We start from the raw sequence: 24,350 nt of genomic DNA, 5'->3' as shown, positions 1-24,350 counted from the left end.
TTTTTTACATTATCTTTACAAAAACTCTTGCTTTCGCATTTTTTTTATTTTATGATTACTGAAAAATAAATCTAAAATTTTACATGTGTGGAATGTTATGTTTCAATCTGAGTGACATGGAGGTAAGCACATGGAGGAAATGGCTTGGTTGAAAAGAATCATGAGGTCAGTCGTACACAAGGAAACCATGGCACCTGACAGTAATGAACACTTCAAAGCCATGTTAAGCACAATAAGCAGACATAAGCTTGAACCCTATGTAAAAGAAGTACAGTGTAACGATATACCAGAAATTGAACATCGTCTAACAAGGGTTAAAGAACAATATCAGCATCATATTACGTTTCTTAAGAAGCTTAGAAATTCGCTGGACAAGCCTATTGTTGTTGTAAAGGGATTCAGTAATTACCATGCTGCTGAGGGACGGGTGCTTCTAAGAGAAACTTCCGATTTAGACATTTTAACATATGACCCTGTGAAGTTGAGAGACGATCTATTAACCGCAGGGTTTGTCGAAAAAAAAACAGAGACGGATCATGAGCTCTCCGAGCTTGAAAAGGATGGGATTTTAGTTGATATCCATAAATTTGTACCTGTTGCGAGCTATCCGGCAGGCATAGAGGAGATATCTGTAGACAACCATTGGACGACAGCCGAAGGAATGTTTTTCTCAGGAGAAATTATCTACAGTGATATCGCAGCGCACTCTATTGAGATCATGGATAAAGTACTCGTTCCCAATGTCAATATGTCTCTCCTTATTTCATGTGCTTCGATGTTTAGAGATTATATTACGTCTCTTGAGGATGTGCCTCATTTCAAATTGATTAATCTGTTGGAAATATATCTCCTGATGCAGGAACCGACGTTTGATAGAGCAGCGTTTATGCAGTTGGTTCGTAAGTATCAGGCAGAGCAAAGTATCGAATTCACTAACAAGCTTTTGCTGGAGGTTTATGACGAACAGCTTGTTCACTTGGAAGAAAATTTAAAGCGCTTTCCACAAATTCTTTTTTGGAGTGAAAAGTGGATTGTTCCTCAACATCTTTTACAATCTGTTTGTAATACCCATTTCGAAAACGTTCTCGAAATGCTGGGAGCAGAACAGAAACAGCTCGATGAGCTTCATCCACTAAAGATCACAGCCGCATCTCGGAACCCCAAATACCCTACGTTTAATGATGACTTTGATAAACAAATCACGGTGGAAGTCGAATGGACAGACTGCCTTCATATTTCCCTGGAAATGACACCTTTCGATCAGCTGCATGATCATGATATTTTTCGGTTCAACTTCGGCAGTTCGCGAAATAAAATCTTTCTTTTTGGCTCGGAGGAAAGAGGAGCCCGTTTGTTTGGAGAGACATTCAACGATTATGCCAAATTTGTCTCTGTTGAAGAAAAGCTAAAGATAGATATTTTAATACCTTCTGAAGATATGGATACGTATCTGCTGGATCAGCATAGGGTTGGAGTAAATATCTATGTGGAAAAGCATGAACATAATAAGCAGTTCAGCATGTATATCCCTTTGCTGCTGTCTAAAATATCAGCTGAGCTAAAATCCAACATTTAATAGAAAGGAAGAGTGAATTGAACTCGACTACAGTAAGCACAGCTGCTGAGAAGATATTATCTATCCTGCAGGCGAATGGATACAATCATTTTACGGGTGTTCCGTGTTCTCTTTTGAAAGGCATTTTCGCTTTATTAGAGCAAAGCGATACTGCTGCCGTGCGTTATATACCTGCAGTTCGAGAGGACGCGGCAATCGGAGTCGCTTCAGGGTTTGCTATTGCTGGACACAAGAGTGTTGTTTTAATGCAAAATTCGGGACTTGGTTACTGTTTAAACGTACTTACGTCCTTCAATATGATTTATGAGCTGCCGATCTTGCTTGTAATCAGCTGGAGAGGGGCATACGGCGATGATGCAGTCGAGCATGACATCATTGGGGACAGATTAACTCATCTTTTAGAGGCAGTCGAAATTCCATATGTAGAACTTGGAAAGCAGGATATGGAACAAACGATTGCCAAAGCGATTGAACAGCTTGAGCTTACCCAAAAGCCAGCAGCGATCCTCATTAAAGATGAAGTGTAAGGAGGGAAATGATGAGAAAAGATGAGGCAATCCAGCTGATGCTGGACCAATTTCCGGATGCATATATAGTCAGCACCTGCGGACACATCACTAGAGACTTATACAATCTATGTGATCGAAAAGAACATTTTTATATGGTGGGCTCCATGGGAATGGCTGCTCCTGTGGCGCTTGGGCTTGCACTTGCGAATGAGCAGCGGCAGATCCTTATTTTGGACGGTGATGGCTCATTTTTAATGAATCTAGGCGCTGCTGCAATGATTGGAGAACAACAACCTCATAATCTGGTACACGCAGTATTGGATAATGGAATGCACGAAAGTACTGGTGGACAGCGCACCGTCGGTATGGAACACATGACCACCGCAGTACTCTCAATGGGCTATAGAGCAGGCTTGAAAATGCAGCATCATGAAGATTGGCAGCAGGTGCAGAACGTTGAAGGCCCGATTTTAATTCATATTAAGGTTGATCCTCGAACAGAAAAGATTGGAAAGCGGGTAGAATGGACACCTCAACAGATTCTCTCTCGTTTTTCGGAAGCGATAAGGGGTGAAGCGAGTGAGTATTCAACTTATTGATTGTACGCTGCGTGACGGAGGCAATTTGAATCAATGGCAGTTCAGTGATATGTCCATTCGGCAAATCATAGAGGGTCTTGATCGGGCAAGAACAGATTATATTGAATTGGGATATTTAGGGGGTTCCGGGAGCAACCCCTCCAAACAGGCCGGTAAAACGTTTGACTGTACTCCTGAGTTTCTGGATGAACTGCCTCAGACTTCTCATGCTAAAAAAGCAATCATGGTTGTCCCTTCGGTGTGCAGTCTGGAACAGCTTCTGAAGCTTAATCCGAATACAGTTTCGTTGGTTCGTGTTGCTTCCTATCCCCAAGACATAGCATACGCGATGCCCTATATAGAAGCATTGAAAAAACGAGGGTTTCAAGCTGCCATGAATCTAATGGCTGCAAGTTATACGGAGCCGGTTCAAGCTGCGCAGATTGCAGTGGAAGCAGCACGGCACGGTGCAGATGTGTTCTATATTGCGGATTCATTTGGCAGCATGACACCTGGAAGTGTACGTGAATATATTTCGGTTTTGAAGCAATCTACGGATTGTGACGTTGGATTTCACGGGCATAACAATCTCGGTCTTGCTTTCGCCAATGCTTTAGAGGCTGTACGAGCAGGTGCGGTTTTTGTTGATACCTCTCTTTGTGGAATGGCGAGAGGTGCCGGGAATCTGCCGACGGAACAATGGATAAGTGCTATGACTCATTGGGGGGAATTTTCCACAGATTTTGATGTGCTGTCGATCATTGAAACGGCCGAGTATGTACTTCATAACGTACTGGAAAAACCGATGAGAATTGCAGCCCCCGAAATGATTTGCGGACTCCATAATATTCACTATTACTACTACGATAAAATAATGGATTCTCGTTCAGAAATGCAGCTGAAGTCAGCATGGAAAATCGCACAATCCCTTGGAAAGATGCGTCCACCCAAAGTAGATGCTGCCTATTTAAATAAAGCCATGGAGCTGACAGGAGGAATGAATAATGAAAGCTAAAGAACTGAGAGAGCTTCTGAATTCCAAAAAATTAATACGTGTTATGGGTGCACATAACGGGCTCAGCGCAAAACTTGCTGAACAGGCCGGCTTTGATGCGATCTGGGCAAGTGGTCTTGAAATCTCGGCTGCTCACTCTGTTCCGGATGCAAATATTTTGACCATGACGGAGAACCTGCAGGCAGCCATTTCAATGAACGAGGCGACTTCCATTCCTATTATATGTGATTGTGATTCAGGCTACGGAAACGTTAATAACGTCATTCGAATGGTGAGGGAGTATGAAAGAAACGGCATGGCCGGCATATGCATTGAAGATAAACAGTTTCCGAAACTGAACAGCTTTATTGATGGGCCTCAAAAGTTGACACCGATCGATGAGTTTGCGGGAAAAATACGCGCAGCAAAAGATACACAATCCGATCCTGATTTTGTAGTTATTGCTAGAGTTGAAGCTTTAATTGCAGGACAAGGTCTGCAGGAAGCGTTGAATCGAGCTTACGCCTACGAAGAGGCAGGCGCTGATGCGATTCTGATTCATTCCAAACAAAAGCAGCCGCATGAAATTGTCTCGTTTGTGGAGTTGTATAAAGGTACTGCTCCGATCGTCATTGTTCCAACGACTTATCCAACACTGGATGTTGAGCAAATTCGGGATTTCGGAATTCAGATGGTAATCTATGCAAACCATGGTTTGCGCAGTTCGATTAAAGCGATGAAAGAAACGTTTGATCGCATTCTCAGGGAAGGCAATACGGCTGGTGTTGAACTTGATATTTCGACCATGCAGGAGGTTTTCGAACTTCAAGGTATGTTTGAGATGCGACAGCGGGAAGACAGATACAGCAGTACAGGCTCTGTAATTCTTAATAACTAGCTGTAGGGAGAGATATGAATGAAGCTTCATTGTAATGATTGTGATCAGAGATATGCACTAAGCGAGTTCAGGTATGCGTGCAGTTGTGGTGGACTTTTAGAAATCGAGCAGGATTTCAGCCATATCGATTCAGATGAATTGAAGCGAAATTTTCAGCATCGTTTATCTGAAAGAATAAGTCCTTATGCAAGTGGGGTATGGCGCTATAAAGAACTGATTTTTCCTGAGCTGGAAGAGAGGCATATGGTCACAAAATATGAGGGGAATACCGGTCTTTATCAAGCAGAAAAGGTGAACCAATACACAGGTCTGCGGCAAATCTGGTTAAAATGCCAGAGCGAAAACCCGAGCGGTTCATTTAAGGATAATGGGATGGTTGCTGCCGTCTCTCATGGCAGGTCACTCGGACTTGATAAATTTACATGTACATCTACAGGTAATACCTCTTCCTCCCTGGCGATGTACAGCTCACTCATAGATCGGCAGGCTTATGTTTTTGTGCCGGATCAGAACATTTCGCTTAACAAGGTATTACAAACCGTTTCGTACGGGGCTAAAGTGATCGCTTTTGACGGGACCTACGATCAAGGGATTGAGTTTTTGGAGAAGTACCATCAGGAACTGGGCATGTATATTTGCAATTCCATTAATCCATTTCGCATAGAAGGGCAAAAGAGCATTATTTATGAGATTGCCCAGTACCTTCAGTGGGAATTGCCGGATTGGGTTGTTGTTCCCGGGGGCGCACTAAGCAATGTCTCGGCACTCGGAAAAGGGCTGGCTGATCTGTATGCACTGGGATTCATTCGTAAGCTGCCCCGTGTAGCACTTGTTCAAGCTGAAGGAGCAAGTCCTTTTCACCGGATGATAAGCAACAAAGAGGATACACTCCAGCCGGAACCTCATCCAAGCACAATTGCTTCTGCACTTAACATTGGCCATCCTCCAAGTTGGAAAAAGGCAAGGCGTACACTGCAAATGACCAATGGATTGACTGTGTCCGTAACAGATGAGGAGATTCTTAATGCTAAAGCCATGATCGATCAAAGCGGGATCGGATGTGAACCTGCATCTGCGTCTACCATCGCTGGTCTTAAAAAGCTGCATGCTTCCGGTGAAATTCATGCTGATGAGACAGCAGTATGTATTCTCACTGGAAATCTCTTGAAAGATACCGAAGTGTTGAAGAAATACCACCTGGAGGACGACGCAGGTGCTTTGTTTGCGAATCCTATACGTCAATCCGCACTGGATATAGATCGGATTATGACTATATAAAAGGGGTGTACATGGTGGCAGAAACAAAAGCGAATCAATATACGATGTCTTTTCTTCACTCCGAACTTAACTTTAATCTGGAAGGATCGATATCCCTGGGCTCCATCTTTGACTTTTTTGGTACACATTTTGTTATCAAAGAGGGAACTTCCCATAATGCTCTAGCCCATATCACTGTTGCGAAAAATGATGATTCCTTCAATGGGATTGATTTTGCCAAGGGAGAAGAGGTCTATCTTCGAAAAAGTGCTTCTGATTTTTTCACCATCCCTGCGAAACAAGTACGTCTGGGGGAGACAGTCTATCTGCAATGCTCCAAGACCGACACGTACATTGCGATGAACGCCAATAAACGTACAATTGTCATCTCCACTCCATGGGAAGATGTGAAAAGAGAAGAGCTGGTTCTGATCGAGCTTATTCGTGATCTTGTGCTCAAAAATGAAGAAAATCATGGAGTTGTCGTGCTGCATGCGACCTGTTCATATGACGAAGGCAGAGCAAATTTGATTATCGGGCCAAAAGGAGCAGGAAAATCAACAACGCTGTTGGAGTTGGTAAGCAAGCTTGGGCATCAATTTATGAGTGGTGACAAAACCTTTTTATGGGTGAAGGAAGGACAATTACATGCATCAGGCTGGCCTGATTATCCTCATTTGGGACTAGGTACGTTATCCAAATATCCTGACTTTGTCGGAAAGTTCGGGTTGTCGGAGGAGATCGATGCAGCCCAAGAAACGTTGTGGTCTACCGATCACAAAAGGGCAATTCCACCTGATGTGTTCAAGTCGATGATTCCTCATGTGCCTGCTGGTTTTACTGCGCCTGTAGGTGCGTTTATTTATCCTAAACTTGAGCCTTCTGCTAATAGCGAGATTAGGCAGCTGCAGAACCATGTCGCGTTCATGGTTCCTCACATTGAAAGAATGTTTGACGAAGAGGGTCTGGCAAAACAATGGAATGAGTTTGTGAAACCGGGGCGACTGGATGAAATAGATACGATGATTGAACAATGTAAAGCCGCTGCATATGTACTGCCCGCATTTGAGATTACCGGTTCCGGCATCTTAACAAGCCACAACTTTTTAGATGGGGGTGTAATATCTTATGAGTAAGAAGGGGCAGTACGAGGATTTATTCATTGTGGATGCTGATGTGCATATCAATGAAACGCCTGAGGACCTGATTCCCTACTGTGATTTGCCTTGGAGAAAAGCGCTTGAATCCATTGTCGATGTTCCTCGCCGTTATTTAAACATTCCGGGCTTTGCACCTCAATTTTCAGGTAATCGTCCTTTTTGGCCGGGTGGATTTGACAAAAAAACGGTGAATACGCCGGATCAGCTTCGTCAAGAGCTTACGGAACTTGGCATCGATATCGCTATCATTTTCCCGGACAATCTGTTATTAATAGCCACATTTCCTCAACGGGAGTATGCCGCGGCATTAGCGAGGGCTTACAACGCTTACCTTGTGGACCAATGGGCTGATCAGCGTGAAGGGCTGAAAGGTTTGATTTTGGCGGTACCACAAGATCCTCATGACGCTGCCAGAGAAATTCACAAGTATAAAGATGAAGAGGGGATTGTTGGTGTATATCTGCCTTGCGGCGGACTGCATACTTTGTGGGGACACGAGATGTACAATCCTATATTTCAAGCGGCGGAGGAAGCAGGTTTGCCGGTTATCTTCCATTCTGTCCTCACATTAAATACGGCATTTCCATTCAACGGGCTCGAACAGTTCGAGACAGAGTTTGCACGGCATGCACTGGCACACTCGATGTCATTGATGTTTAATATGCTGCGTCTGATTGAAACAGGAGTTCCTGTTCGATACCCTGACTTAAACATGTGTTTTATTGAGGGTGGGGTCTCATGGGTTCCGTACATGTCCATGAGACTGGATAAAGAATATATGGAACGGCGCAGGTATGTTCAGCATCTTGAGAAACCGCCCAGTCATTACATTAAAAACTTTTATTATGGAACTCAGCCTATTGAGGAGCCGGAGAACCCAAGTGACCTCGCTAAAATTATCGAGCTGTATGGAGGCGAAAATACAACGATGTTTGCATCAGATTGGCCTCATCATGATTTCGACCATCCTCGGGCGATCTTAAATTCTGGATTATCCAAAGAGGTCAAACGAAAAATCTTGGGTGAAAATGCGCTTGCATTCTTTGATATAGACAGGCAGGGAAAGCGTCTGCGTTCAAAAGCACAAAAGGGGATACTGCGCTGATGGGACGAATTTTTGACGCTGCTGCTGTGGACGAAATTCCTGTGGGAAGCCATAAAGTGGTGACCGTTAAAGGGCGCACGATCGGCATTTTTAATATTGATGGTACGTTTCACGCCCTGCCCAATATCTGTCCTCATCAGATCGGGCCGCTGTGCGAAGGCAAAGTATCAGGGACGCTGTACAGGGATAAAAAAACATGGGAACTGCACTGGACAGAAGAGGGGCAAATTGTAACCTGTCCTTGGCACGGTTTGGAATTCCGGGTACAGACAGGCGAATGTTTGGCTTATAAGCAGGTGAAGCTGCGAACCTATAAGGTTACCCCAGTGGATGGCAGGCTCCTGGTGGAGCTGTAAGTGAGCGTGATGCGGTGATGGAGAACAACGAAAAGCTGCAGCTTGTAATGATCGAAGAGGAGACGGAATATCTGGTTTCCTTTTCAATCGATCGTGAGGACTGGATCGCACGTTTCGATAAATCTTTGAGTAAATCACGTGAATGGGCATTGAACATGATTGCATTATATAACAACGAGATAATGATCAATTCGGATAACAAGAAGGGAGGAAGGAACGAAATTGATGTATCGTTCGGAGAGTGAAGCATGGTCGACATTGTCTAACGAACAGCAGTTGATGATTTTATGTTCCCGCATTCATCTGGACGAGGAGCAAGAGCAGAACATTCATTCCATTTTACAGCGCGGCATTGCCATCGATTATTTTATGGCACTTTGTATCAAACACAAAGTACTGCCTCTCGTAACTCCTCACCTGATCAGGCTTGACCATTACAAAGCCATCAAGCTGGAATATAAAAAGATCATGAATCATGCATACCAGGGCAATCGGATGAAAAACGAGCTTATGGCAGAGGAATTAAAGCTGATTTTAAAACAAGCTCGAGAGAAGGATTTGGAGCTGATTCCGTTAAAAGGAGCATGGCTTATTCCTCATGTGTACAAGGACCCCGGGCTGCGCATATCGAATGACTTGGATTTCTTGGTGTCATTAGAGCAGGGACAGGCTATTTCGGAAATGCTGCAGCATATGGGGTATAAACCGGGTCATTATGATTGGGCTTCAGATCGTGTGTCTGAAGTGAGCGAGGAAGAGGTGATCCAGTGGAGCACTCGTTCAGGGAATTTACACCCTCATATGAAACGAGTGGATAACGGATTTGCCAAATATGTTGGCGTTGACTTCTCTTACGATGTGGATCTGACCCGGACATTTATCGCATCGGGAGGGCTGCAGCAAGGGGCGTGTATCAAAGAATTATATGGTATCCCTGCAAGGTGTCTGGAAACCGTTGATTTTCTCATCCATCTGACCATCCATCTCTATAAGGAAGCCAGCCATGAAAAATGGGTTCGAATTGATCAGGATATCAATCTAATTAAATTTTGTGATGTTCGCGAATATATATTAGCACATCTGCGGGAGCTGGAATGGCATATAGTCGCTGCCCGGGCTAAGGAGCTGGCTTCCGAAGAAGCGATGTACTACGCTCTATATTATTTAAAAATAATATTTAATGATCCTTTTATAGATATGGTGCAGGGCTATTTATCCATCAAGGGAGAGGATATATTGAAGCGTTATGTTGCTTTGGAAGGTGGACAAACATCGACATGGCAGAAATCATTCTTTGATCGCTTCTTTAGTTTAAGCCATTCAGCTGATCAGGACAGCAGCGAATTGACACCAGCAGAACAAGGCGGAAGATCGCGATGAAACTGGCGATTATCTCGGATATTCACGGCAATGCCGCAGCGCTGGAGCAGGTTTTGGAGGATATTTTCAATAGAAATATTAGTGACGTTATTGTATTAGGGGATTTAGTTTTTCGTGGTCCTGAGCCGCAAAAAGTGCTAAACATGCTCCGGGGTACATCGGCCCTCGTCGTGAAAGGCAATACGGATGAATGGGTTATACGAGGTATTAAGAAAGACGAGGTTCCGGAAACGGATTACGAGATCATGAACCTCGAAAGGTTGTGGACATTGGATCAGATCACAGAGGAGGATATCGAATATCTGGATTCTCTGCCAACTGAACTGTCCCTAAATATATCTGAAACGCTGTCGCTGCATGGTTTCCATGCAACACCGAAAGACCTGTTCGAAGTTGTTTTGCCTTCCGAGTCAACCGATGTATTTCGAGCGAAAATTATGACGAATCCGCAGGCATCCATCTATGCTTACGCGCATACGCATCATCCCCTGCTGCGGTATATTGATGGTAAATGTATCATTAATCCAGGTGGAGTCGGATACACATTCGACGGGTTTACTCAGTCCTCCTATGCCATTGCTGAAGAAGAGAATGGACAGCTGCGAGTTAGCATAGAGCGAGTCAAATATGATGTAGACCGAGTCGTCAATATGTATGAGGAATTAGGTTATCCGAACGCTGCGCTTATGAAACATGTGCTGCTTCATGGAATTCATCCATATGAAGTTAAACTGAAATATAAAGGAACGATAAGCCATGTTGTATGAAATTAAAGTATCATCCGCCGGATACAACGCTCACTATGACATCACGGATCAAGCAGCAGCGCTGCTTCCCAGGCTGGGCACTGCCGAGGGGATGGCCAAAATATTTGCTGCTGGAAGTACAATTGGTCTGGTCAGCATGCGTTATGAGCCTGGAGCGGTAGAAGATCTGTTAGATGCTTTGGAGAGCATATCACCCAAAGGACGCTCGTATGCTCACTTTCGGACAACCCAGGACAGCAATGGCTTTGCACATATCTGGTCATCCATCATCGGCAGCAGTCTGCTGGTTCCATACCGAGATAACAGGCTCGCTGTTTCAGATACGCATCGAATTGTATTGTTTGATTTTGATTTACAACCTTCTACCCGGACCATTTTTGTCAGTAACTAACCGAAGGGGCTGATGTTTTTTATGAAAAAATTGCGAATGGCGACTCCGGGACCAACGTATGTTCCGCAGGACATTCTGCTTGCCGGCGCTCAGGAATTGGTTCACCATCGCTCCTCTCACATGGAAGAGGTTATGAGTCAAATCAACGGTTCTCTTCCGCTTCTTTTTGGGACAGAACAGAAGGTGTTCACCCTGCTATCTTCCGGAACGGGAGCGATGGAAGCAGCAGTGGCCAATTGCTTTCAAGAGCAGGACAAAGTGCTGGTCGTGTCAAACGGTTATTTTGGCGAGCGGTTTGCAGACATATCCAGGGTTTACGGAGTGACGCCAATCGAAATTGCTTCCCTTTGGGGAACCTCTGTAGATATGGAGCAGGTGGAAAAAGCTTATCATGAACATCCTGACGTGCGGGGCATTCTTGTGGTGTACAGCGAGACTTCCACCGGAGTTACTAATGATATTCAACGCATCGCCGCATTTTTTCGAGACAAGAATGTCCTTGTCATCGTAGACGCCATCAGCGGATTGCTTTCACATGAACTGCACATGGATGAGTGGGGGCTGGATGTGGTTTTGGCTGCGTCTCACAAAGGATTTATGATGCCGCCAGGTCTTGCTTTTGTATCCATTTCGGAGAAAGCATGGCAGCGGTTGGAGCAGATCGAGCCCAAAACGTATTATTTCTCATTCAAGAGATTTAAGAAATTTTATCCGATGTCTCCATCGAGTCCAGGTGTATCACTTATTTTTGCTTTGCAGGCGTCTATTGAGATGTTAATGAAAGAGGGGCTGCAGGAATGCTGCCAGCGCCATCATTGGAATGCTCAGGCTGCTCAGGCAGGGCTTGCCGCCTTGGGTTTTGAACTATTTGTTGCTGATCCCCAGCGACGAAGTCACACCGTTACCACTGCGATTGCACCGCAGGGGCTGGATACTTCGAAATTACTGCAGATTCTAAGTTCCAAATACGGGATGACTATTACGGGAGGACAGGGAGAATTTAAGGGGAAAATGATTCGTGTTGGTCATATTGGTTCCGTTGATATATTGGATCTGTTTACTGTATTCGGAGCTATTGAGCTGGCTCTTACCGAAATGGGAGCATCCTTTACCAAAGGAGCAAGCATCGCAGCGATCCAAGAGATTCAGGAAAGGAGTGTATACCATGCTGATTTTGTATCAACGTGAAACCTGCCCTTACTGTAAGCCTGTTCGCGAACGTCTAACCGAGCTTCAGGTCACTTATATCAATGTAAACCTTCCCAAAGAACGTGCTGAGCGTAAAGCCTTGATTGAAAAAATGGGGGGACCCTTCATACCGGCCATTGAAGATGATGGAGTGCTGATTCCGGGGAAACTCGAAGACAATGCTCATATTCTTTCTTACATTAATGAACATTATGCCAAGCGGGAGGAGGTAAAGAAAGTATAGTCGGTCCGGTAATAGGTAAGCATCACCTGAAAGCCTCCTTAACGGAGGCTTTTTTATCGGCTCGGCCCGGCAGTGTGTTGAATGATAAGGGATTCAGCATCAATCGTCACAGTAAGATCGAAAAAACGATCGCTGTATCCTTCTCTCCAGTCCTCAGGTCCATCTTCGGAGTGAAACCAGAAGCGAAGCTGCCGCTTCCCGGGGATCAGCATATACTCATCAGCGCAGTCGATGGAGCACTTGGACAGATCAAGGGTGAGCGGCGGTGACCAGTGCTGTGCTGCTTCAGTCCACTCTACCGCGAGCTGCTGTGCAGCTGCTGCGGCAAGGAGCAGATGAAGGGCATAATCTGGACCGACCAGTTGTTCAGCGAGTATCTCCTGCTGTTTGACGTCCAGTGCAGACAATAGTGCAGCAGTATACTTGCGGTCAATATTAAAAATGCTGTTTGGGAACTGCAGATTGGAACGGATGTCATAGGATGACTCTGGCATAATAGTCCACCTCTTCTAATGCATCATTTATTTCATATTCTTCATTATAACTGAGTTGTGTACCTGATGTATGGGGGATTGCATCCGCTATGATTGTGGGTCTAGAGCAGATAATGCTGTCTCTAATATGAAGTAAAGCACGACGGCCGTGCGTCGCAGTATATTTTACATGTTATGCAGGCTTCATGCTTGCTTTGCCGCGTTTTATAAATAACAAAACAAGAGCGATCGTTATTATTCCAATGGCAGCTGTGAGTTTAATAAAGAAGCGTTCGTCCATAACCCATGAGGCTGAAAAAGCATTGATCATGCTGTGAAACAAAATACATAACCAAATACTTTTGCTCAATCGATAGATGACTGCCAGGGCAAACGACATTCCAATAACAAGAAGGGTGAACAGTCCGAAATTCCAGTTATATTGGCTGGTTCCTTGAATAAAAAATAGCGGGAGATGCCACACAGCCCAGATCAAAGCCGTAACAAGGACTGCCTTAACAAATCCAATTTTCTTCTCAAGCATCGGTTGCAGAATATAACGCCATCCCAATTCTTCCAGCCCACCTCCGATGATCATAATCGGAATGAACAATACGGCCGTATATACAGGGAGATTGGGAGTGATCCCCCCTAGAAGTGCGGGAATACCAAAATACGCAGCGGTGAATATAAACACAATGATATAAGCAATAGGCGGCTGTTTCACTGCAAAAGCTTCTTTGATGAAAGGTTTGAATCCTGTTATTTTGCCGTGATGTCTCAACATAAAATACGCGGCAATGGGCGGCCCGCTCCCGCCGATGGTCAGCAGCAGCATACCCAAGGGCGTTCTTAGTTCTAACAGTCCCATCTGGCTGGCTAACCATAAAATTCCCCACGAACAATACGTGATGAGGAAAGTCCAGATGATATACTGAAACATTAATTTGTTGCTGCTTTTTCTCAAATTAATCCCTCCTGTTTACTGTAGGCTGTAGAGGATGTAGGCTTTTTATTACTCTTCTCATTTCTATAAGTATCCTCCACATTGTGCTGCGCGATTGTTCTCCTGGTAATGAGTATAGAACGTGGAGCAATCTCTTGAATCAAGCCCCGGAAGGAATCAAACTAAGTCTATAGACTGAATTCTGTTTGCATGAAGTGAAAATGAGAAAGTTACTGTCTTCCAGTCGCAGACAGACGTCGATTATTTCAAGACGACCACAGGAGCGAGAGCTGTATCCGATGATTTTAAAATGAATTGGAACGAACTGCATCGATCTTGTTCACATTCGCTTCGTTTCTTGTATATCTGCAAGCTGATCATTCTGCTTAAGGGATGTTTTTATCACATCTGGTTTGAGAAAGGAAAGCAGCAGTTATCCCCACTTCAGAAATTGCCGGGAACATTCAAATACATAACGGATCTTTATAAAAACACAAGAATTACTAGAAAAATGCAAGCTTTTAGCATATTGGAAATGGTATCGTATGAATTACCAAGTGTCGTAAAGGGAGTTGATCTATCTGATGAATAGTACAGCAATTAGAACTACAAATTTAACAAAACAATATGATAACCAGACTGCAGTAAATCAGGTCAATCTTGAAGTGAAACAAGGATGTATCTATGGTCTGCTTGGCAGAAATGGTGCTGGTAAGACGACGATAATGAAAATGATGATGGGTTTAGTAAAGCCGAGCTCAGGGGAAATTGAGATTTTGGGAGAAAGAATAGGGGCCTCCACCAAAGAGCGTAAGCGTTTATATTCACGAATCGGAGCAATTATTGAAACCCCCGGTTTTTATCCGAATTTAACAGGAACAGAAAATATGGATATTTTCGCTAAGCTGCGTGGTACAGTGAGCAGAAATGCTGTCAAAGAAGCACTTGATATTGTAGGACTTCCTTATAAGGATAAAAAATTGTTTGCAAATTACTCTCTGGGAATGAAGCAAAGATTGGGGATAGCTAATGCAATAATGCATGATCCCGAATTACTCATTTTAGATGAGCCTACTAATGGTCTTGATCCCATTGGAATTGCCGAAATGCGGGATTTAATAAAAAATATGAGTACATTAACAGGAAAAACTATATTTATATCAAGTCATATTTTATCCGAGATAGCGTTACTAGCAGATGATATTGGAATTATTCATAATGGCATTCTTCTAACAGAAAGCAGTTATGCAGAGTTAGAGAAGAACAACAGTAGGTATTTTTTGCTTAAGGTATCTTCTTCCGCACAAGCAGCTAGAATATTAGAGCAACAACTCGGCTTGTTTCATTATAGTGTGGATGATGACTTTACGATTCGGTTATTTGATACAAAAGCTGATATTGCTCAGGTTAATAAAGCTTTAATGCTCAGTAATATAGATGTTAATACCTCACAGCTGTGCAATGATACGCTGGAGGATTATTTTAGAAAGATCACCGGAGGTGAGGGGATTGCATAATATCGTTCTAGCTGAATTCATGAAGCTAAAGCGTAAAAAGCTGTTATTAACGGAATTTTTAATTGCATTTGTGATGCCCGCAATCGTAACTTATTATGCTGCGAATATTTCCAGAAATGCTTCATTTATGAATAGCTTTTCTGATTTTTATAAACTGAGTCTAGGTTATATGAGCATATTAATTTTACCAATTATGCTGGGTATTTTAGCCACATCGATTTTCTCGGATGAATATAAATATAACACGATGAAGGAACTGTCCAGTGTACCAGTGAGTAAAAATGAAATATTAATTTCAAAAATAATTACCTTATTTGGTATTTCTCTTAGCATTATGATGCTAACAGGCTTATTAATCTCTATAGGTGCTGTAGTTGCCGGAGGCTTTCCAGATATTAATTTCACACTTCTTATCAGATTGTTTACTTTATGTCTGTATAGTGGACTGCTTACACCACTCGCAATGCTGCCCATTGTTTTCATTATTACAATTTCTAAAAAGGGGTACGTACTCCCTATTTCGATCTGTGTTGCCTATGTATTTTTTGGTTACATTGCAGCTTCATCCTTGGTTGGAATTCATCCCGTTTCTAGCGCCATGAATGTGATTTGGTATAACAACTTTGAAGGAATAACAGTTGAGGGAAACATCCTAATATCACTCCTTAATATTTTATTCGTATCTTTGTTTTCTCTGATGGGCTCCTCAATTGTATTAAACAAACAGGAAGGGTAGGGTGAATATGCTCGTTAGTATTGAATTTAACAAGTTAAAAAGAACCCGATTACTTCTTATATCTGTCATTACTATTGTATTGGTAGCATTCATTATTGTTCTGCAAGGGCTGAGATATTTCCAAGGTGAGAGGTATATTAATACGTTGGGATGGCTATCTGAAGGCACATTATCCTTATTTACTTATTACATTTTTCCGCCTCTATTTGCATTAATAGGCAGCTTCATTATATGTAGAGAACTCCAGTATGATACATTGAAAAATCTTCAAATGATCCCCATTTCAAAAACAAAGCTTATGCTGGTAAAACTATGTACTGCCTGTTTAATTAGTCTCTTGATGTCTGTTGTGCTTTTCATGGTTGTAATATGCACAGAGTATATTTTTAACGGCAGAATGATGACAATCAATTTTGTGATTACTAATTTTAAGCAATATTTACTGCAAGGAATCGGCTGTTTTGTTGCCGTTACCCCAATTATAACCATTGCAACTGTGTTAAGCAGGGGATATTGGATTTCAGCAGCTATCGCAATTGTGTATTCATTTATTGGTGTATTTACTACAAATTCACCTATTCATAGTTTATATCCAATATCAGCAATCTTTGAGGTATCAGGGGCTCGTACGGTTGCAGCTGGCGAGTATGTTATCGCAGTAGGCAGTCTTTCTGGCGCATTGTTACTTAGTCTCATCTTTATAGGGTTACCATTTAAAAGAGAGGGTGAATAAACTGTGTTATATATAGCAGTTTGTGATGATGATCGGTTAATGAGTGCACAGTTAGAACGTATTTTTGACCAAGCTAGTTACAATTTGCTTATAGATATCAAAGTAGAAGTGTTTCTCTCAGGAATGGATCTTTGTAAATATTTAAGTAGTGGAGAAGAAATAGATTTGATTTTCTTAGATATTGAAATGAAATCAATGAATGGAATAGAGACTGCTAAGATAATTCGGGAGCAAATGAATAATAATACCACTCAAATTGTTTATATGTCTGAAAAGGCAAGCTATGCTATGCAGTTATTTGATACGAGACCACTAAATTTCTTAATCAAACCACTTCAATATAAATGTATTTTAGACGTTCTAAAAACATCTATTTCTCTGTTGAATTTAGATAAAGAGCATTTTGAATATAAGATAGCAAGCCATAAGTACAAAGTTTGCTCAGAGCAGATTATGTATTTTGAAAGTAGAGGAAAGAAAATTAATATAGTTCTTGTTAATGGCGTTCGCAGTTTTTATGGGAAGCTGTCGACAATCGAAGAAAAGTTAAATAATCGACAATTTATTTCCATTCACAAATCATACTTTGTCAATCTTAAGTATATTATAGAAACTCAGTATGATCATTTAATTATGGAAAATGATGTGGTCCTGCCAGTTAGTCGAAAAAATAGAAAAACAACTCGTGAAACATTAAATAAAATGAGCTGCATCAACGAAATGTAATAATCACAAATATAAATTACATATGGTCAAGTCAAGTGCGACAATTCATTTGTGAAAGATTCGTGAGCGGTTCTTCAACCAAAGCATTTTTGAGGCTGGTGATTCCGCAGAGCCAGTGAGTATGCAGCAGAATCTTTTAATTAAATTAGTCAAATACGATAAGATTACCTGAATAAATAACAATTTCTTCCTTTATTTGATACTAAATTTTCCAAGTTAGGGTGTTGAAGGTGAAAGATATGTACAATATGGACTATCAACATGTTTACGATTTGTACACACCCTAACTAATAAATTTCTATTTTATGAGGAGATGTTAAAAATGAGTAACAGTACTCTTAGAAACCCATTGAAAAGAAATGCGCAATTTGAAAACCCAGCCGGAAATATCATGATCGAACTAAGTGAAGCCGAGTTAAATAAAGTACATGGTGCAGCAGATAGCCCAAACACGTATAACAGCTGTTATTCTAAACAGAAATCATGTGGTAATTTCTGTACGTTTACTACAGAGTGCCCTTTCTTAAGCTTCTGCTGCTAAAAGTATAGGAATTATCTAAATTAATCGCAATCATTAGTTAGGGTGGCTACAAGTTGTAAACTAATGATGAAGTAGGAATAGATTTCAAAGTATACACTTGAATATGGAAATGTAAGTTATATGCAACTTTGAAGGGGAGTTAAATATGAATACAATTTTTATTAATTCAAGCTATATTAGGGAGAGAGAATACAGCGGAATTTCATACAAACCAGACCATCAAGCATATGATTATTGGGAGAATATTTTAGGACAGGAGCTCATCACTTACTTAAAGGATGATGAGAAATTAGATATAGATATGCTGTACAGCTCAGAAGATTATTGTGTAAACCTTCCGAACTATTTTGAAGAATTAAATGAGATTTATAATGCTTATATGATGGACGAGCATCAAGAAATGCAGCTTTCATCTTCTTTTTTAGAAAGTACTGATATTGTGTTTAAACCTTTGTTCGGGGATTTACTTAAACTAGGGTTGTATTGGTTTAATAAGAAACTTGATTTATCCCATATACAATTTTTGAATCGAGTGGTAGAGGAGAGCTTTCTCGGTACTCTCTTTGCAAAACTATCTAATGTATGTACAAGAACACTTATATTAGAAATGTATATCAGTAAAGAAGAAGGGATGCTTCAGGGGGATAATTCAAGTGAGGAGTATGAGTATTACTTAAACAGGTATCTGAGCGATAAGAGCTACATTTCTCAATTGTTATCCTTCTATCCTTGCTTGTGCAGATTAGTACTTGAAAGTATTAATATAGTTGTTATTAATTATGTTACTATATTACAACGTTTACAGCAGGATAGAGATCTTATTATTGATGAAATATGTGGGGGGGAAAGCTTTAACCAAATTGATAAAATGAGTTCTAGTGTATCTGATTCACATAAAGGTGGCAGTGCAGTATATAAATTTGAATTAGATAATAAAATCAAATTAATCTATAAGCCTCGTTCTCTGAAAGCAGAGGAAGCGTATCAAACCTTTGTCAGTGATTTGGCACATAACTGCAATATGATGATGCTTAATTACAAAATTATTAATATGGAGCAATATGGTTGGGTAGAGCAGGTAGAGTATAGCTCATGTTCTTCAATAGAAGCACTACAGCGTTACTACTATCGGTTTGGAATTACAATTTTTGCGAACTATATCCTGCATACAAGTGATATTCATTTAGAAAATATTATAGCCTCTAATGAATTTCCTGTTCTTGTTGACTTAGAAACGATCATGGATAATCGACCAGAAACACTAGATAAAACAGCACTAGATGCTGTTTATTCTCAACTATCTGATTCGGTGCTGCATTCAGGTATGCTTCCGCATCATAGCTGGGGGAAAAATGGAGAAGACGGCATTGATCTAAGCGCAATTAATGGAGTTGAGAACCAAGCACTTCCTATAAAGGTTCCTCGACTTGTTGATCTGCAAACTTCATCGATGCGATATGAGTATGTTAATCCTACAACATCAACCAATAAAAATTTAGCTAAGCTTGAGGATGAATTTATCCCACCCTCTAAATTTATTAAGTACATCATTGAAGGATTTAGAGCAGCGTACATATACGCAATGGAGAACAAAGGTACGCTTCTAGAAAAATCAGTTTTATTTGAAGAGATTGAACTGCGCCATATTGTGAGGGAAACGCAGCATTATGCAATGATGCTTCATGCTTCCTATCATCCTGACTTTTTACAAAATGGACATGCCAGAGAACTTTTTTTAAAAAGCTTGTATAAGTATATTGATGTAACTGACAAAAGAATGATTGAAATTACTAAATACGAACTCCAGGATCTTTTAGGAAATGATATTCCTTATTTTTATTACAATTCTTCTGAAAGAACACTTTATAGTTCTGCCCATGATGGAATTAAAGATTATTTCGAATACAGCAGTATGGATAAGCTGCATGATAAAATCGCGAAATTAAGTGAAGACGATCTTAAGCAGCAAACTCTTTATATCGTACTTTCATTATATACTCAAGATAAATCGAAAGATTTAACAGGCAATCATCATTACAGCTTATCAAGCTGCGCACAAGAAACAGATCAAGTCCTTGATAATTCAATCTATATTGAAGCGGCACAAACGGTTGCAAGGGATATTATGAAGAAGGCGATTTATAACAGAGATGGGAAGGATGTAAGTTGGATTAATATTTCACTGATGGGCACATCTAATACAATGTGGAATATAGCTCCGATGACTTTTTATCTGTATGAAGGGATTGCTGGTATTGCGGTGTTTATGAATGCACTCAAAATGATGACACACGACGGTGAGTATGATTCGATATGTGAAGCGCTGGACCAAACTATATTTAATTACTCTGATACAGTAACAGAAAATCTAGTTATGCTGCCGAGCCAGAGTAACGGTGCATTTTCTGGTGAAGCTTCGTTGATGTACACTTTTGAATTGCTATTTTCAATAACAGGTAATAAAAAATATTTAGATTATGCCCAAAAACATTTTAAAATTGTAGATTTTCTAATTGAATCTGATGAGAGTTTCGACATAATGATGGGAAGCGCAGGTACGATTCAAGTTCTTTTGAATCTTTATGAAATGACAAACGAACAAAAATATCTTGATTCTTCGATTCGAGCTGGAATGCAGTTATTGAAGCATAAAATTCAGCTGCCCGAAGGAATAGGATGGCTTCCGTCAGAAGCAAGTAATCCTTTAGGAGGATTCTCGCATGGTTCTACTGGAATTGCAATGTCTTTGCTGCGATTATGGAAATTCACCCTTAATGAAGAGTTCCTTCAGGCGGCGATGCAAACAATAGATTATGAAGATGCATTATTTAATCCACAAGAACAAAATTGGGGAGACAAGCGAGTATTCGATGGTCAATCCAATGATGAGTTAGGTTTGTATCCTGTTGCTTGGTGTCATGGCGCAAGTGGAATCTTATTAGGCAGAATGCAGATATTAGAACTTGTACCTCCTTCGATTAAAGATAGGATTGAAAAGGATATAACAACTTCTGCTAACACTACGATTTCGAAAGGGTTTTGTGGAGATCATTCTTTGTGCCATGGCGATTTAGGTAATTTGGAGATTTTACTTCAGTATGCAAGCTATTATAATAAATCTGATTTAATGAAGTTATGTGAAAATGTAAGTAAAGAGATTGCAGTCATGGTTAAACAAGGGCATTGGAGGTGCGGGTTGCCTGACTCTCATGAGAATACCAGCTTTATGGTGGGTACTTCTGGTATAGGCTATTCTTTATTAAAAATGGTTAAGCCATCGCTGCCATCTGTAATTTCAGTTGGGGTTTAATTAAATACGTGAATAAAATGGTTATATGACGACCAGTCTCATGGATTTCTTGAGCAGGTCGTCTTTAATCTATAATAATTCAGGGGCGTGTGATTATAATGATGAAAAAAATGAGGCTAATTCGGCAATTAGGAATGACCGATTGCGGAACTGCTTGTTTAACCATGGTATTTAATTATTATCACTATCGTTCAGATTTAACAGCAATATCTTCACTTGCTAATGTAGGTAGAGATGGGATTTCGTTGGAAGATTTGAAGCGAATAGCCGAACAGCATTTTTTTCAATTTAAAGCTTATAATTATGCCAACAATGAACAAAATCTAATTGATAATTTACCCGTTATTATGTGCTCCAATAAGAATCATTATATTGTAATAGAGAAGAAAACCAGACATGGATTCCAAGTGTTAGATCCTGCAAAAGGAAAAAGAGTACTTTTATTTTCAGAAATTGTTGAACAATTTTTAAGTATCATTGTGGTGATTCGACCAAGCAAAGCTGTAAGGGAAATTCCTCTACAGAAATCAGCTAATATAAAATTTAAATTAGATTGGGTTAAAATACTTATTAGTATCTTACTAACAGTTGCCGCCCAGTTAATCGTATTGATTATCCCCAGCATCATACAGAATATAATAGATATTTTAAGCATAGACAATGCAGCGTTTAATGTTAGCAATATTCTAGGTGCTGTTTTACTTATTGCTGTGACATATTTCGGCGTTGCTTGGTTACGAAAACGTTTAATTCTTATGATTCAAAACTTGCTCTATAAAGATGTTATTCTTCAAATGTTGAAAAAGGTGTTTAAAATAGATACACGTTTTTTCGAAAGCCACACATCCGGGGACATTGTGAACAGATTCAATAACATCAGTATGATAAATGAGTTTTTATCTAGTGTTGTGGTTACTGTCTGTATAGATGTTGTAACAGCGATTGTTTGTGGAATAGCCATGTTTAATCTATCAACATCGTTATTACTTGTTGTATGCATTGTAACATTAGCGCAGCTTACTATCATTCTGCTGCTCAATGGGGTAGTGCAAAAAAAGACCAGTACATATATGGCTAACCAAGGGCTTCTACAAGGTGAATTATTTAATTTGGTAAACAATATTATTCAGATTCGAAACATGGGAATCGAAAAGATCATGTTTGATAATCTTAATCAAGGTTATTCTAAAGCGATACTTCTTCATAAGGAACGGACACAAACCAGTGATCTTATGGAGTCGGCCATTAGTTCTATAAATATAGTAACGTCACTGTTATTGTATGCGGTAGGAGGGGGCTTAGTTGCTTCTGGTAACTTGTCGCTTGGACAACTAGTAGGGTTTATTGCTTTGTCTGCTTTTTTTATCAATCCAATTCGCGCATTATCAACTATGCTTCCTCAACTTAATACGCTAAAAGAGGTGTTCATACGTGTCAAAGAATTGCTTAATTACAGTGATATTCCACCCTCAGGTTCTGTAGAAGTAAATACATTTGAAATCATGGAGTTTTCAAATGTGAATTTTAGTTATTCACGTAAAGAGGATCGTAATTTGCGTAATATTAATTTAAAAGTAATAGCCGGACAAAAGGTTGCGATTGTCGGTAGTTCAGGCAGTGGAAAAACAACAATAACCAAACTAATTATGAATGCACTACACAATTATGAAGGAATAATAACAATCAATCACTATAATATTGTTGAAATTAATAAAGAGCATTTCTACCAAAAAGTTGCCGTCGTGACACAGACACCTTTAGTAATTAATGGTACAATTAGAGAAAATATAGATTTCACAGGAAAAATGTCTAACGAACAGATATATGCTGCGTTGCAGAAGGTTGAAATGGAAGAGTACGTTAAATGTCTGCCATTGCAGCTAGAAACGGTCATGGGTGAAAATGGACAGAATCTTTCTGGAGGACAGAAACAGAGAATTGCAATTGCAAGGGCTCTTGCTTCAAAACCTTCAATAATTATTTTTGATGAAGCTACAAGCAATCTAGACCCAATTACAGAAAGAAAAATATTCGCTAATTTAGATAATGAACCAGTCACTTTACTAATGATCACACATCGACTTAATGTTCTTCAAAAAGCGGATCATATTTACGTGCTGGATCATGGAGAAATCGTGGAGAATGGGACGCATAATGAGTTAATGGATAAAAAGATGTTTTACTATAAAAGTTTTTATGGAATCATTTCTGATGAAGTTAATGAAGCTGTACTTACGAAGTAGAGGGGGATCTCCCATTAAACAAAATCGAATTTTAATTATAGATGATGATGTAGAGCTATGTCAGCTCCTTAAACGCTGTATGGATAATAACGAGCATACACAAGCAGATTACTGCCATGATGGATCAAAAGGCTTAATTATGTTGAATGAACAGGACTATCAACTCGTTGTACTTGATGTCATGCTGCCAGAAATTGATGGCTTTGAAATTCTTACAGAAATCAGGAGAGCGAGCAGTGTTCCGGTATTAATGCTCACAGCTAGAGTAGAGGAAAGCAGCAAGGTGTACGGTCTTAGACTAGGTGCCGATGATTATTTGTCTAAGCCCTTTAGTATTAATGAATTTTTAGCTAGAGTTGATGCACTTGTACGCCGATATACAGCGCTAAACTATGCAATCAAACCAGAGACCATGCAGTTAACCTTTAAGGGTGGACTGCTCATTGATATGCTGGCAAGATCAGCTTCTATTCATGGAAAAGCTATAACATTAACACCGAAGGAATTTGATTTATTGTACTATCTTGCAGCTAACAAAGGAAAAGTGTTTACTAAAAAACAATTGTATATTCAAGTTTGGCATGATCAATATGCTTTTGATGATGGAAACATAATGGCGTATACAAGTAAAATCAGAAAAAAGTTAGAAGCTGCAAATAAAGAAATCAATTATATTGAAACAATTTGGGGAATAGGTTACAGGTTTAATCCGGAGGTATGAT

The 24,350-nt window shown here is 40.4% G+C and carries 25 protein-coding genes; 23 read left to right on the top strand and 2 right to left on the bottom strand.

All coding sequences use genetic code 11. The features are described 5' to 3' along the window. Positions 1-130 precede the first annotated feature (130 nt). From MKY97_RS21085 to MKY97_RS21015, 15 genes are read left to right on the top strand one after another with little or no spacing between them, the layout of a single operon-like run. Positions 131-1,576: a nucleotidyltransferase family protein gene (locus tag MKY97_RS21085; protein WP_342552227.1), complete on the top strand. Its 1,446-nt coding sequence runs from the start codon at positions 131-133 to the stop codon at positions 1,574-1,576. Positions 1,577-1,593: 17 nt separating this feature from the next. Next, complete coding sequence (locus MKY97_RS21080) at positions 1,594-2,103, top strand: thiamine pyrophosphate-binding protein (protein ID WP_342552226.1); 510 nt, start codon at positions 1,594-1,596, stop codon at positions 2,101-2,103. A gap of 8 nt (positions 2,104-2,111) precedes the next feature. Continuing rightward, complete coding sequence (locus MKY97_RS21075; RefSeq protein WP_342552225.1) at positions 2,112-2,684, top strand: thiamine pyrophosphate-dependent enzyme; 573 nt, start codon at positions 2,112-2,114, stop codon at positions 2,682-2,684. Continuing rightward, positions 2,665-3,678: an aldolase gene (locus tag MKY97_RS21070; RefSeq protein ID WP_342552224.1), complete on the top strand. Its 1,014-nt coding sequence runs from the start codon at positions 2,665-2,667 to the stop codon at positions 3,676-3,678. Before MKY97_RS21075 ends, MKY97_RS21070 begins: the two co-directional genes overlap by 20 nt. Continuing rightward, positions 3,668-4,555 carry a phosphoenolpyruvate mutase gene (gene aepX / locus MKY97_RS21065; protein WP_342552223.1) on the top strand — a complete coding sequence of 296 codons (888 nt, stop codon included), beginning with the start codon at positions 3,668-3,670 and terminating at the stop codon, positions 4,553-4,555. Before MKY97_RS21070 ends, aepX begins: the two co-directional genes overlap by 11 nt. An 18-nt stretch (positions 4,556-4,573) precedes the next feature. Continuing rightward, positions 4,574-5,833: a threonine synthase gene (gene thrC / locus MKY97_RS21060; protein ID WP_342552222.1), complete on the top strand. Its 1,260-nt coding sequence runs from the start codon at positions 4,574-4,576 to the stop codon at positions 5,831-5,833. A gap of 11 nt (positions 5,834-5,844) precedes the next feature. Then, positions 5,845-6,948, top strand: coding sequence for a hypothetical protein (locus MKY97_RS21055; protein ID WP_342552221.1), 1,104 nt, complete (start codon positions 5,845-5,847; stop codon positions 6,946-6,948). Continuing rightward, the gene (locus MKY97_RS21050; RefSeq protein ID WP_342552220.1) at positions 6,941-8,077 is read left to right on the top strand and encodes an amidohydrolase family protein; all 1,137 of its coding nucleotides are present in this window, start codon (positions 6,941-6,943) and stop codon (positions 8,075-8,077) included. The genes MKY97_RS21055 and MKY97_RS21050 overlap by 8 nt, the downstream gene beginning before the upstream one ends. Then, the gene (locus tag MKY97_RS21045) at positions 8,077-8,433 is read left to right on the top strand and encodes a Rieske 2Fe-2S domain-containing protein (RefSeq protein WP_342552219.1); all 357 of its coding nucleotides are present in this window, start codon (positions 8,077-8,079) and stop codon (positions 8,431-8,433) included. Before MKY97_RS21050 ends, MKY97_RS21045 begins: the two co-directional genes overlap by 1 nt. A gap of 14 nt (positions 8,434-8,447) precedes the next feature. Further along, complete coding sequence (locus MKY97_RS21040; protein ID WP_342552218.1) at positions 8,448-8,678, top strand: hypothetical protein; 231 nt, start codon at positions 8,448-8,450, stop codon at positions 8,676-8,678. Then, positions 8,659-9,813: a nucleotidyltransferase family protein gene (locus tag MKY97_RS21035; protein ID WP_342556411.1), complete on the top strand. Its 1,155-nt coding sequence runs from the start codon at positions 8,659-8,661 to the stop codon at positions 9,811-9,813. Before MKY97_RS21040 ends, MKY97_RS21035 begins: the two co-directional genes overlap by 20 nt. Beyond that, positions 9,810-10,580: a metallophosphoesterase family protein gene (locus tag MKY97_RS21030; protein WP_342552217.1), complete on the top strand. Its 771-nt coding sequence runs from the start codon at positions 9,810-9,812 to the stop codon at positions 10,578-10,580. The genes MKY97_RS21035 and MKY97_RS21030 overlap by 4 nt, the downstream gene beginning before the upstream one ends. After that, positions 10,570-10,971, top strand: coding sequence for a YjbQ family protein (locus tag MKY97_RS21025; RefSeq protein WP_342552216.1), 402 nt, complete (start codon positions 10,570-10,572; stop codon positions 10,969-10,971). The genes MKY97_RS21030 and MKY97_RS21025 overlap by 11 nt, the downstream gene beginning before the upstream one ends. Positions 10,972-10,992: 21 nt before the next feature. Further along, a complete protein-coding gene (locus tag MKY97_RS21020) occupies positions 10,993-12,159 on the top strand; it encodes an alanine--glyoxylate aminotransferase family protein (protein ID WP_342552215.1) in 1,167 nt (388 codons plus the stop codon). After that, positions 12,137-12,403 carry a glutaredoxin domain-containing protein gene (locus MKY97_RS21015; RefSeq protein ID WP_342552214.1) on the top strand — a complete coding sequence of 89 codons (267 nt, stop codon included), beginning with the start codon at positions 12,137-12,139 and terminating at the stop codon, positions 12,401-12,403. The genes MKY97_RS21020 and MKY97_RS21015 overlap by 23 nt, the downstream gene beginning before the upstream one ends. Before the next feature lie 53 nt (positions 12,404-12,456). On the opposite strand, the gene MKY97_RS21010 is transcribed toward MKY97_RS21015, so the two are convergent. Further along, positions 12,457-12,897 carry a hypothetical protein gene (locus tag MKY97_RS21010; protein ID WP_342552213.1) on the bottom strand — a complete coding sequence of 147 codons (441 nt, stop codon included), beginning with the start codon at positions 12,895-12,897 and terminating at the stop codon, positions 12,457-12,459. A 172-nt stretch (positions 12,898-13,069) separates the two neighbouring features. Beyond that, complete coding sequence (locus tag MKY97_RS21005) at positions 13,070-13,843, bottom strand: CPBP family intramembrane glutamic endopeptidase (RefSeq protein WP_342552212.1); 774 nt, start codon at positions 13,841-13,843, stop codon at positions 13,070-13,072. Positions 13,844-14,406: 563 nt separating this feature from the next. On the opposite strand from MKY97_RS21005, the gene MKY97_RS21000 reads away from it, so the two are divergent. From MKY97_RS21000 to MKY97_RS20965, 8 genes are all read left to right on the top strand, one after another. Then, entirely contained in the window at positions 14,407-15,339 is a 933-nt protein-coding gene (locus MKY97_RS21000) for an ABC transporter ATP-binding protein (protein WP_342552211.1), read from the top strand. Continuing rightward, a complete protein-coding gene (locus MKY97_RS20995) occupies positions 15,332-16,075 on the top strand; it encodes an ABC transporter permease (RefSeq protein ID WP_342552210.1) in 744 nt (247 codons plus the stop codon). Before MKY97_RS21000 ends, MKY97_RS20995 begins: the two co-directional genes overlap by 8 nt. 7 nt (positions 16,076-16,082) lie before the next feature. Beyond that, the gene (locus MKY97_RS20990; protein ID WP_342556410.1) at positions 16,083-16,808 is read left to right on the top strand and encodes an ABC transporter permease; all 726 of its coding nucleotides are present in this window, start codon (positions 16,083-16,085) and stop codon (positions 16,806-16,808) included. Between the two features lie 3 nt (positions 16,809-16,811). Then, complete coding sequence (locus MKY97_RS20985) at positions 16,812-17,534, top strand: LytTR family DNA-binding domain-containing protein (protein WP_342552209.1); 723 nt, start codon at positions 16,812-16,814, stop codon at positions 17,532-17,534. A gap of 313 nt (positions 17,535-17,847) precedes the next feature. Then, positions 17,848-18,075 carry a plantaricin C family lantibiotic gene (locus tag MKY97_RS20980; RefSeq protein WP_342552208.1) on the top strand — a complete coding sequence of 76 codons (228 nt, stop codon included), beginning with the start codon at positions 17,848-17,850 and terminating at the stop codon, positions 18,073-18,075. Positions 18,076-18,220: 145 nt separating this feature from the next. Then, positions 18,221-21,385, top strand: a complete 3,165-nt coding sequence (locus MKY97_RS20975) for a type 2 lanthipeptide synthetase LanM family protein (RefSeq protein ID WP_342552207.1) — start codon at positions 18,221-18,223, stop codon at positions 21,383-21,385. 98 nt (positions 21,386-21,483) lie between these two features. Next, the gene (locus tag MKY97_RS20970) at positions 21,484-23,628 is read left to right on the top strand and encodes a peptidase domain-containing ABC transporter (RefSeq protein WP_342552206.1); all 2,145 of its coding nucleotides are present in this window, start codon (positions 21,484-21,486) and stop codon (positions 23,626-23,628) included. Continuing rightward, positions 23,597-24,349, top strand: coding sequence for a response regulator transcription factor (locus MKY97_RS20965; RefSeq protein ID WP_342552205.1), 753 nt, complete (start codon positions 23,597-23,599; stop codon positions 24,347-24,349). The genes MKY97_RS20970 and MKY97_RS20965 overlap by 32 nt, the downstream gene beginning before the upstream one ends. Position 24,350: the final 1 nt, after the last annotated feature.

Source organism: Paenibacillus sp. FSL R7-0652 (assembly GCF_038595045.1).
Lineage (GTDB): Bacteria > Bacillota > Bacilli > Paenibacillales > Paenibacillaceae > Paenibacillus.
Note: the sequence above shows the minus strand (reverse complement) of the source record. Positions and strands in the feature narration are given on the sequence as shown.

What these genes read in the sequence shown, in the direction of transcription:
- MKY97_RS21085 (WP_342552227.1), top strand. Translation starts at nt 131, where the DNA reads ATGGAGGAAATGGCTTGGTTGAAAAGAATCATGAGGTCAGTCGTACAC.
- MKY97_RS21075 (WP_342552225.1), top strand. Translation starts at nt 2,112, where the DNA reads ATGATGAGAAAAGATGAGGCAATCCAGCTGATGCTGGACCAATTTCCG.
- aepX (WP_342552223.1), top strand. Translation starts at nt 3,668, where the DNA reads ATGAAAGCTAAAGAACTGAGAGAGCTTCTGAATTCCAAAAAATTAATA.
- thrC (WP_342552222.1), top strand. Translation starts at nt 4,574, where the DNA reads ATGAAGCTTCATTGTAATGATTGTGATCAGAGATATGCACTAAGCGAG.
- MKY97_RS21055 (WP_342552221.1), top strand. Translation starts at nt 5,845, where the DNA reads ATGGTGGCAGAAACAAAAGCGAATCAATATACGATGTCTTTTCTTCAC.
- MKY97_RS21050 (WP_342552220.1), top strand. Translation starts at nt 6,941, where the DNA reads ATGAGTAAGAAGGGGCAGTACGAGGATTTATTCATTGTGGATGCTGAT.
- MKY97_RS21045 (WP_342552219.1), top strand. Translation starts at nt 8,077, where the DNA reads ATGGGACGAATTTTTGACGCTGCTGCTGTGGACGAAATTCCTGTGGGA.
- MKY97_RS21035 (WP_342556411.1), top strand. Translation starts at nt 8,659, where the DNA reads ATGTATCGTTCGGAGAGTGAAGCATGGTCGACATTGTCTAACGAACAG.
- MKY97_RS21030 (WP_342552217.1), top strand. Translation starts at nt 9,810, where the DNA reads ATGAAACTGGCGATTATCTCGGATATTCACGGCAATGCCGCAGCGCTG.
- MKY97_RS21025 (WP_342552216.1), top strand. Translation starts at nt 10,570, where the DNA reads ATGTTGTATGAAATTAAAGTATCATCCGCCGGATACAACGCTCACTAT.
- MKY97_RS21020 (WP_342552215.1), top strand. Translation starts at nt 10,993, where the DNA reads ATGAAAAAATTGCGAATGGCGACTCCGGGACCAACGTATGTTCCGCAG.
- MKY97_RS21015 (WP_342552214.1), top strand. Translation starts at nt 12,137, where the DNA reads ATGCTGATTTTGTATCAACGTGAAACCTGCCCTTACTGTAAGCCTGTT.
- MKY97_RS21010 (WP_342552213.1), bottom strand. Translation starts at nt 12,897, where the DNA reads ATGCCAGAGTCATCCTATGACATCCGTTCCAATCTGCAGTTCCCAAAC.
- MKY97_RS21000 (WP_342552211.1), top strand. Translation starts at nt 14,407, where the DNA reads ATGAATAGTACAGCAATTAGAACTACAAATTTAACAAAACAATATGAT.
- MKY97_RS20990 (WP_342556410.1), top strand. Translation starts at nt 16,083, where the DNA reads ATGCTCGTTAGTATTGAATTTAACAAGTTAAAAAGAACCCGATTACTT.
- MKY97_RS20980 (WP_342552208.1), top strand. Translation starts at nt 17,848, where the DNA reads ATGTTAAAAATGAGTAACAGTACTCTTAGAAACCCATTGAAAAGAAAT.
- MKY97_RS20975 (WP_342552207.1), top strand. Translation starts at nt 18,221, where the DNA reads ATGAATACAATTTTTATTAATTCAAGCTATATTAGGGAGAGAGAATAC.
- MKY97_RS20970 (WP_342552206.1), top strand. Translation starts at nt 21,484, where the DNA reads ATGATGAAAAAAATGAGGCTAATTCGGCAATTAGGAATGACCGATTGC.
- MKY97_RS20965 (WP_342552205.1), top strand. Translation starts at nt 23,597, where the DNA reads ATGAAGTTAATGAAGCTGTACTTACGAAGTAGAGGGGGATCTCCCATT.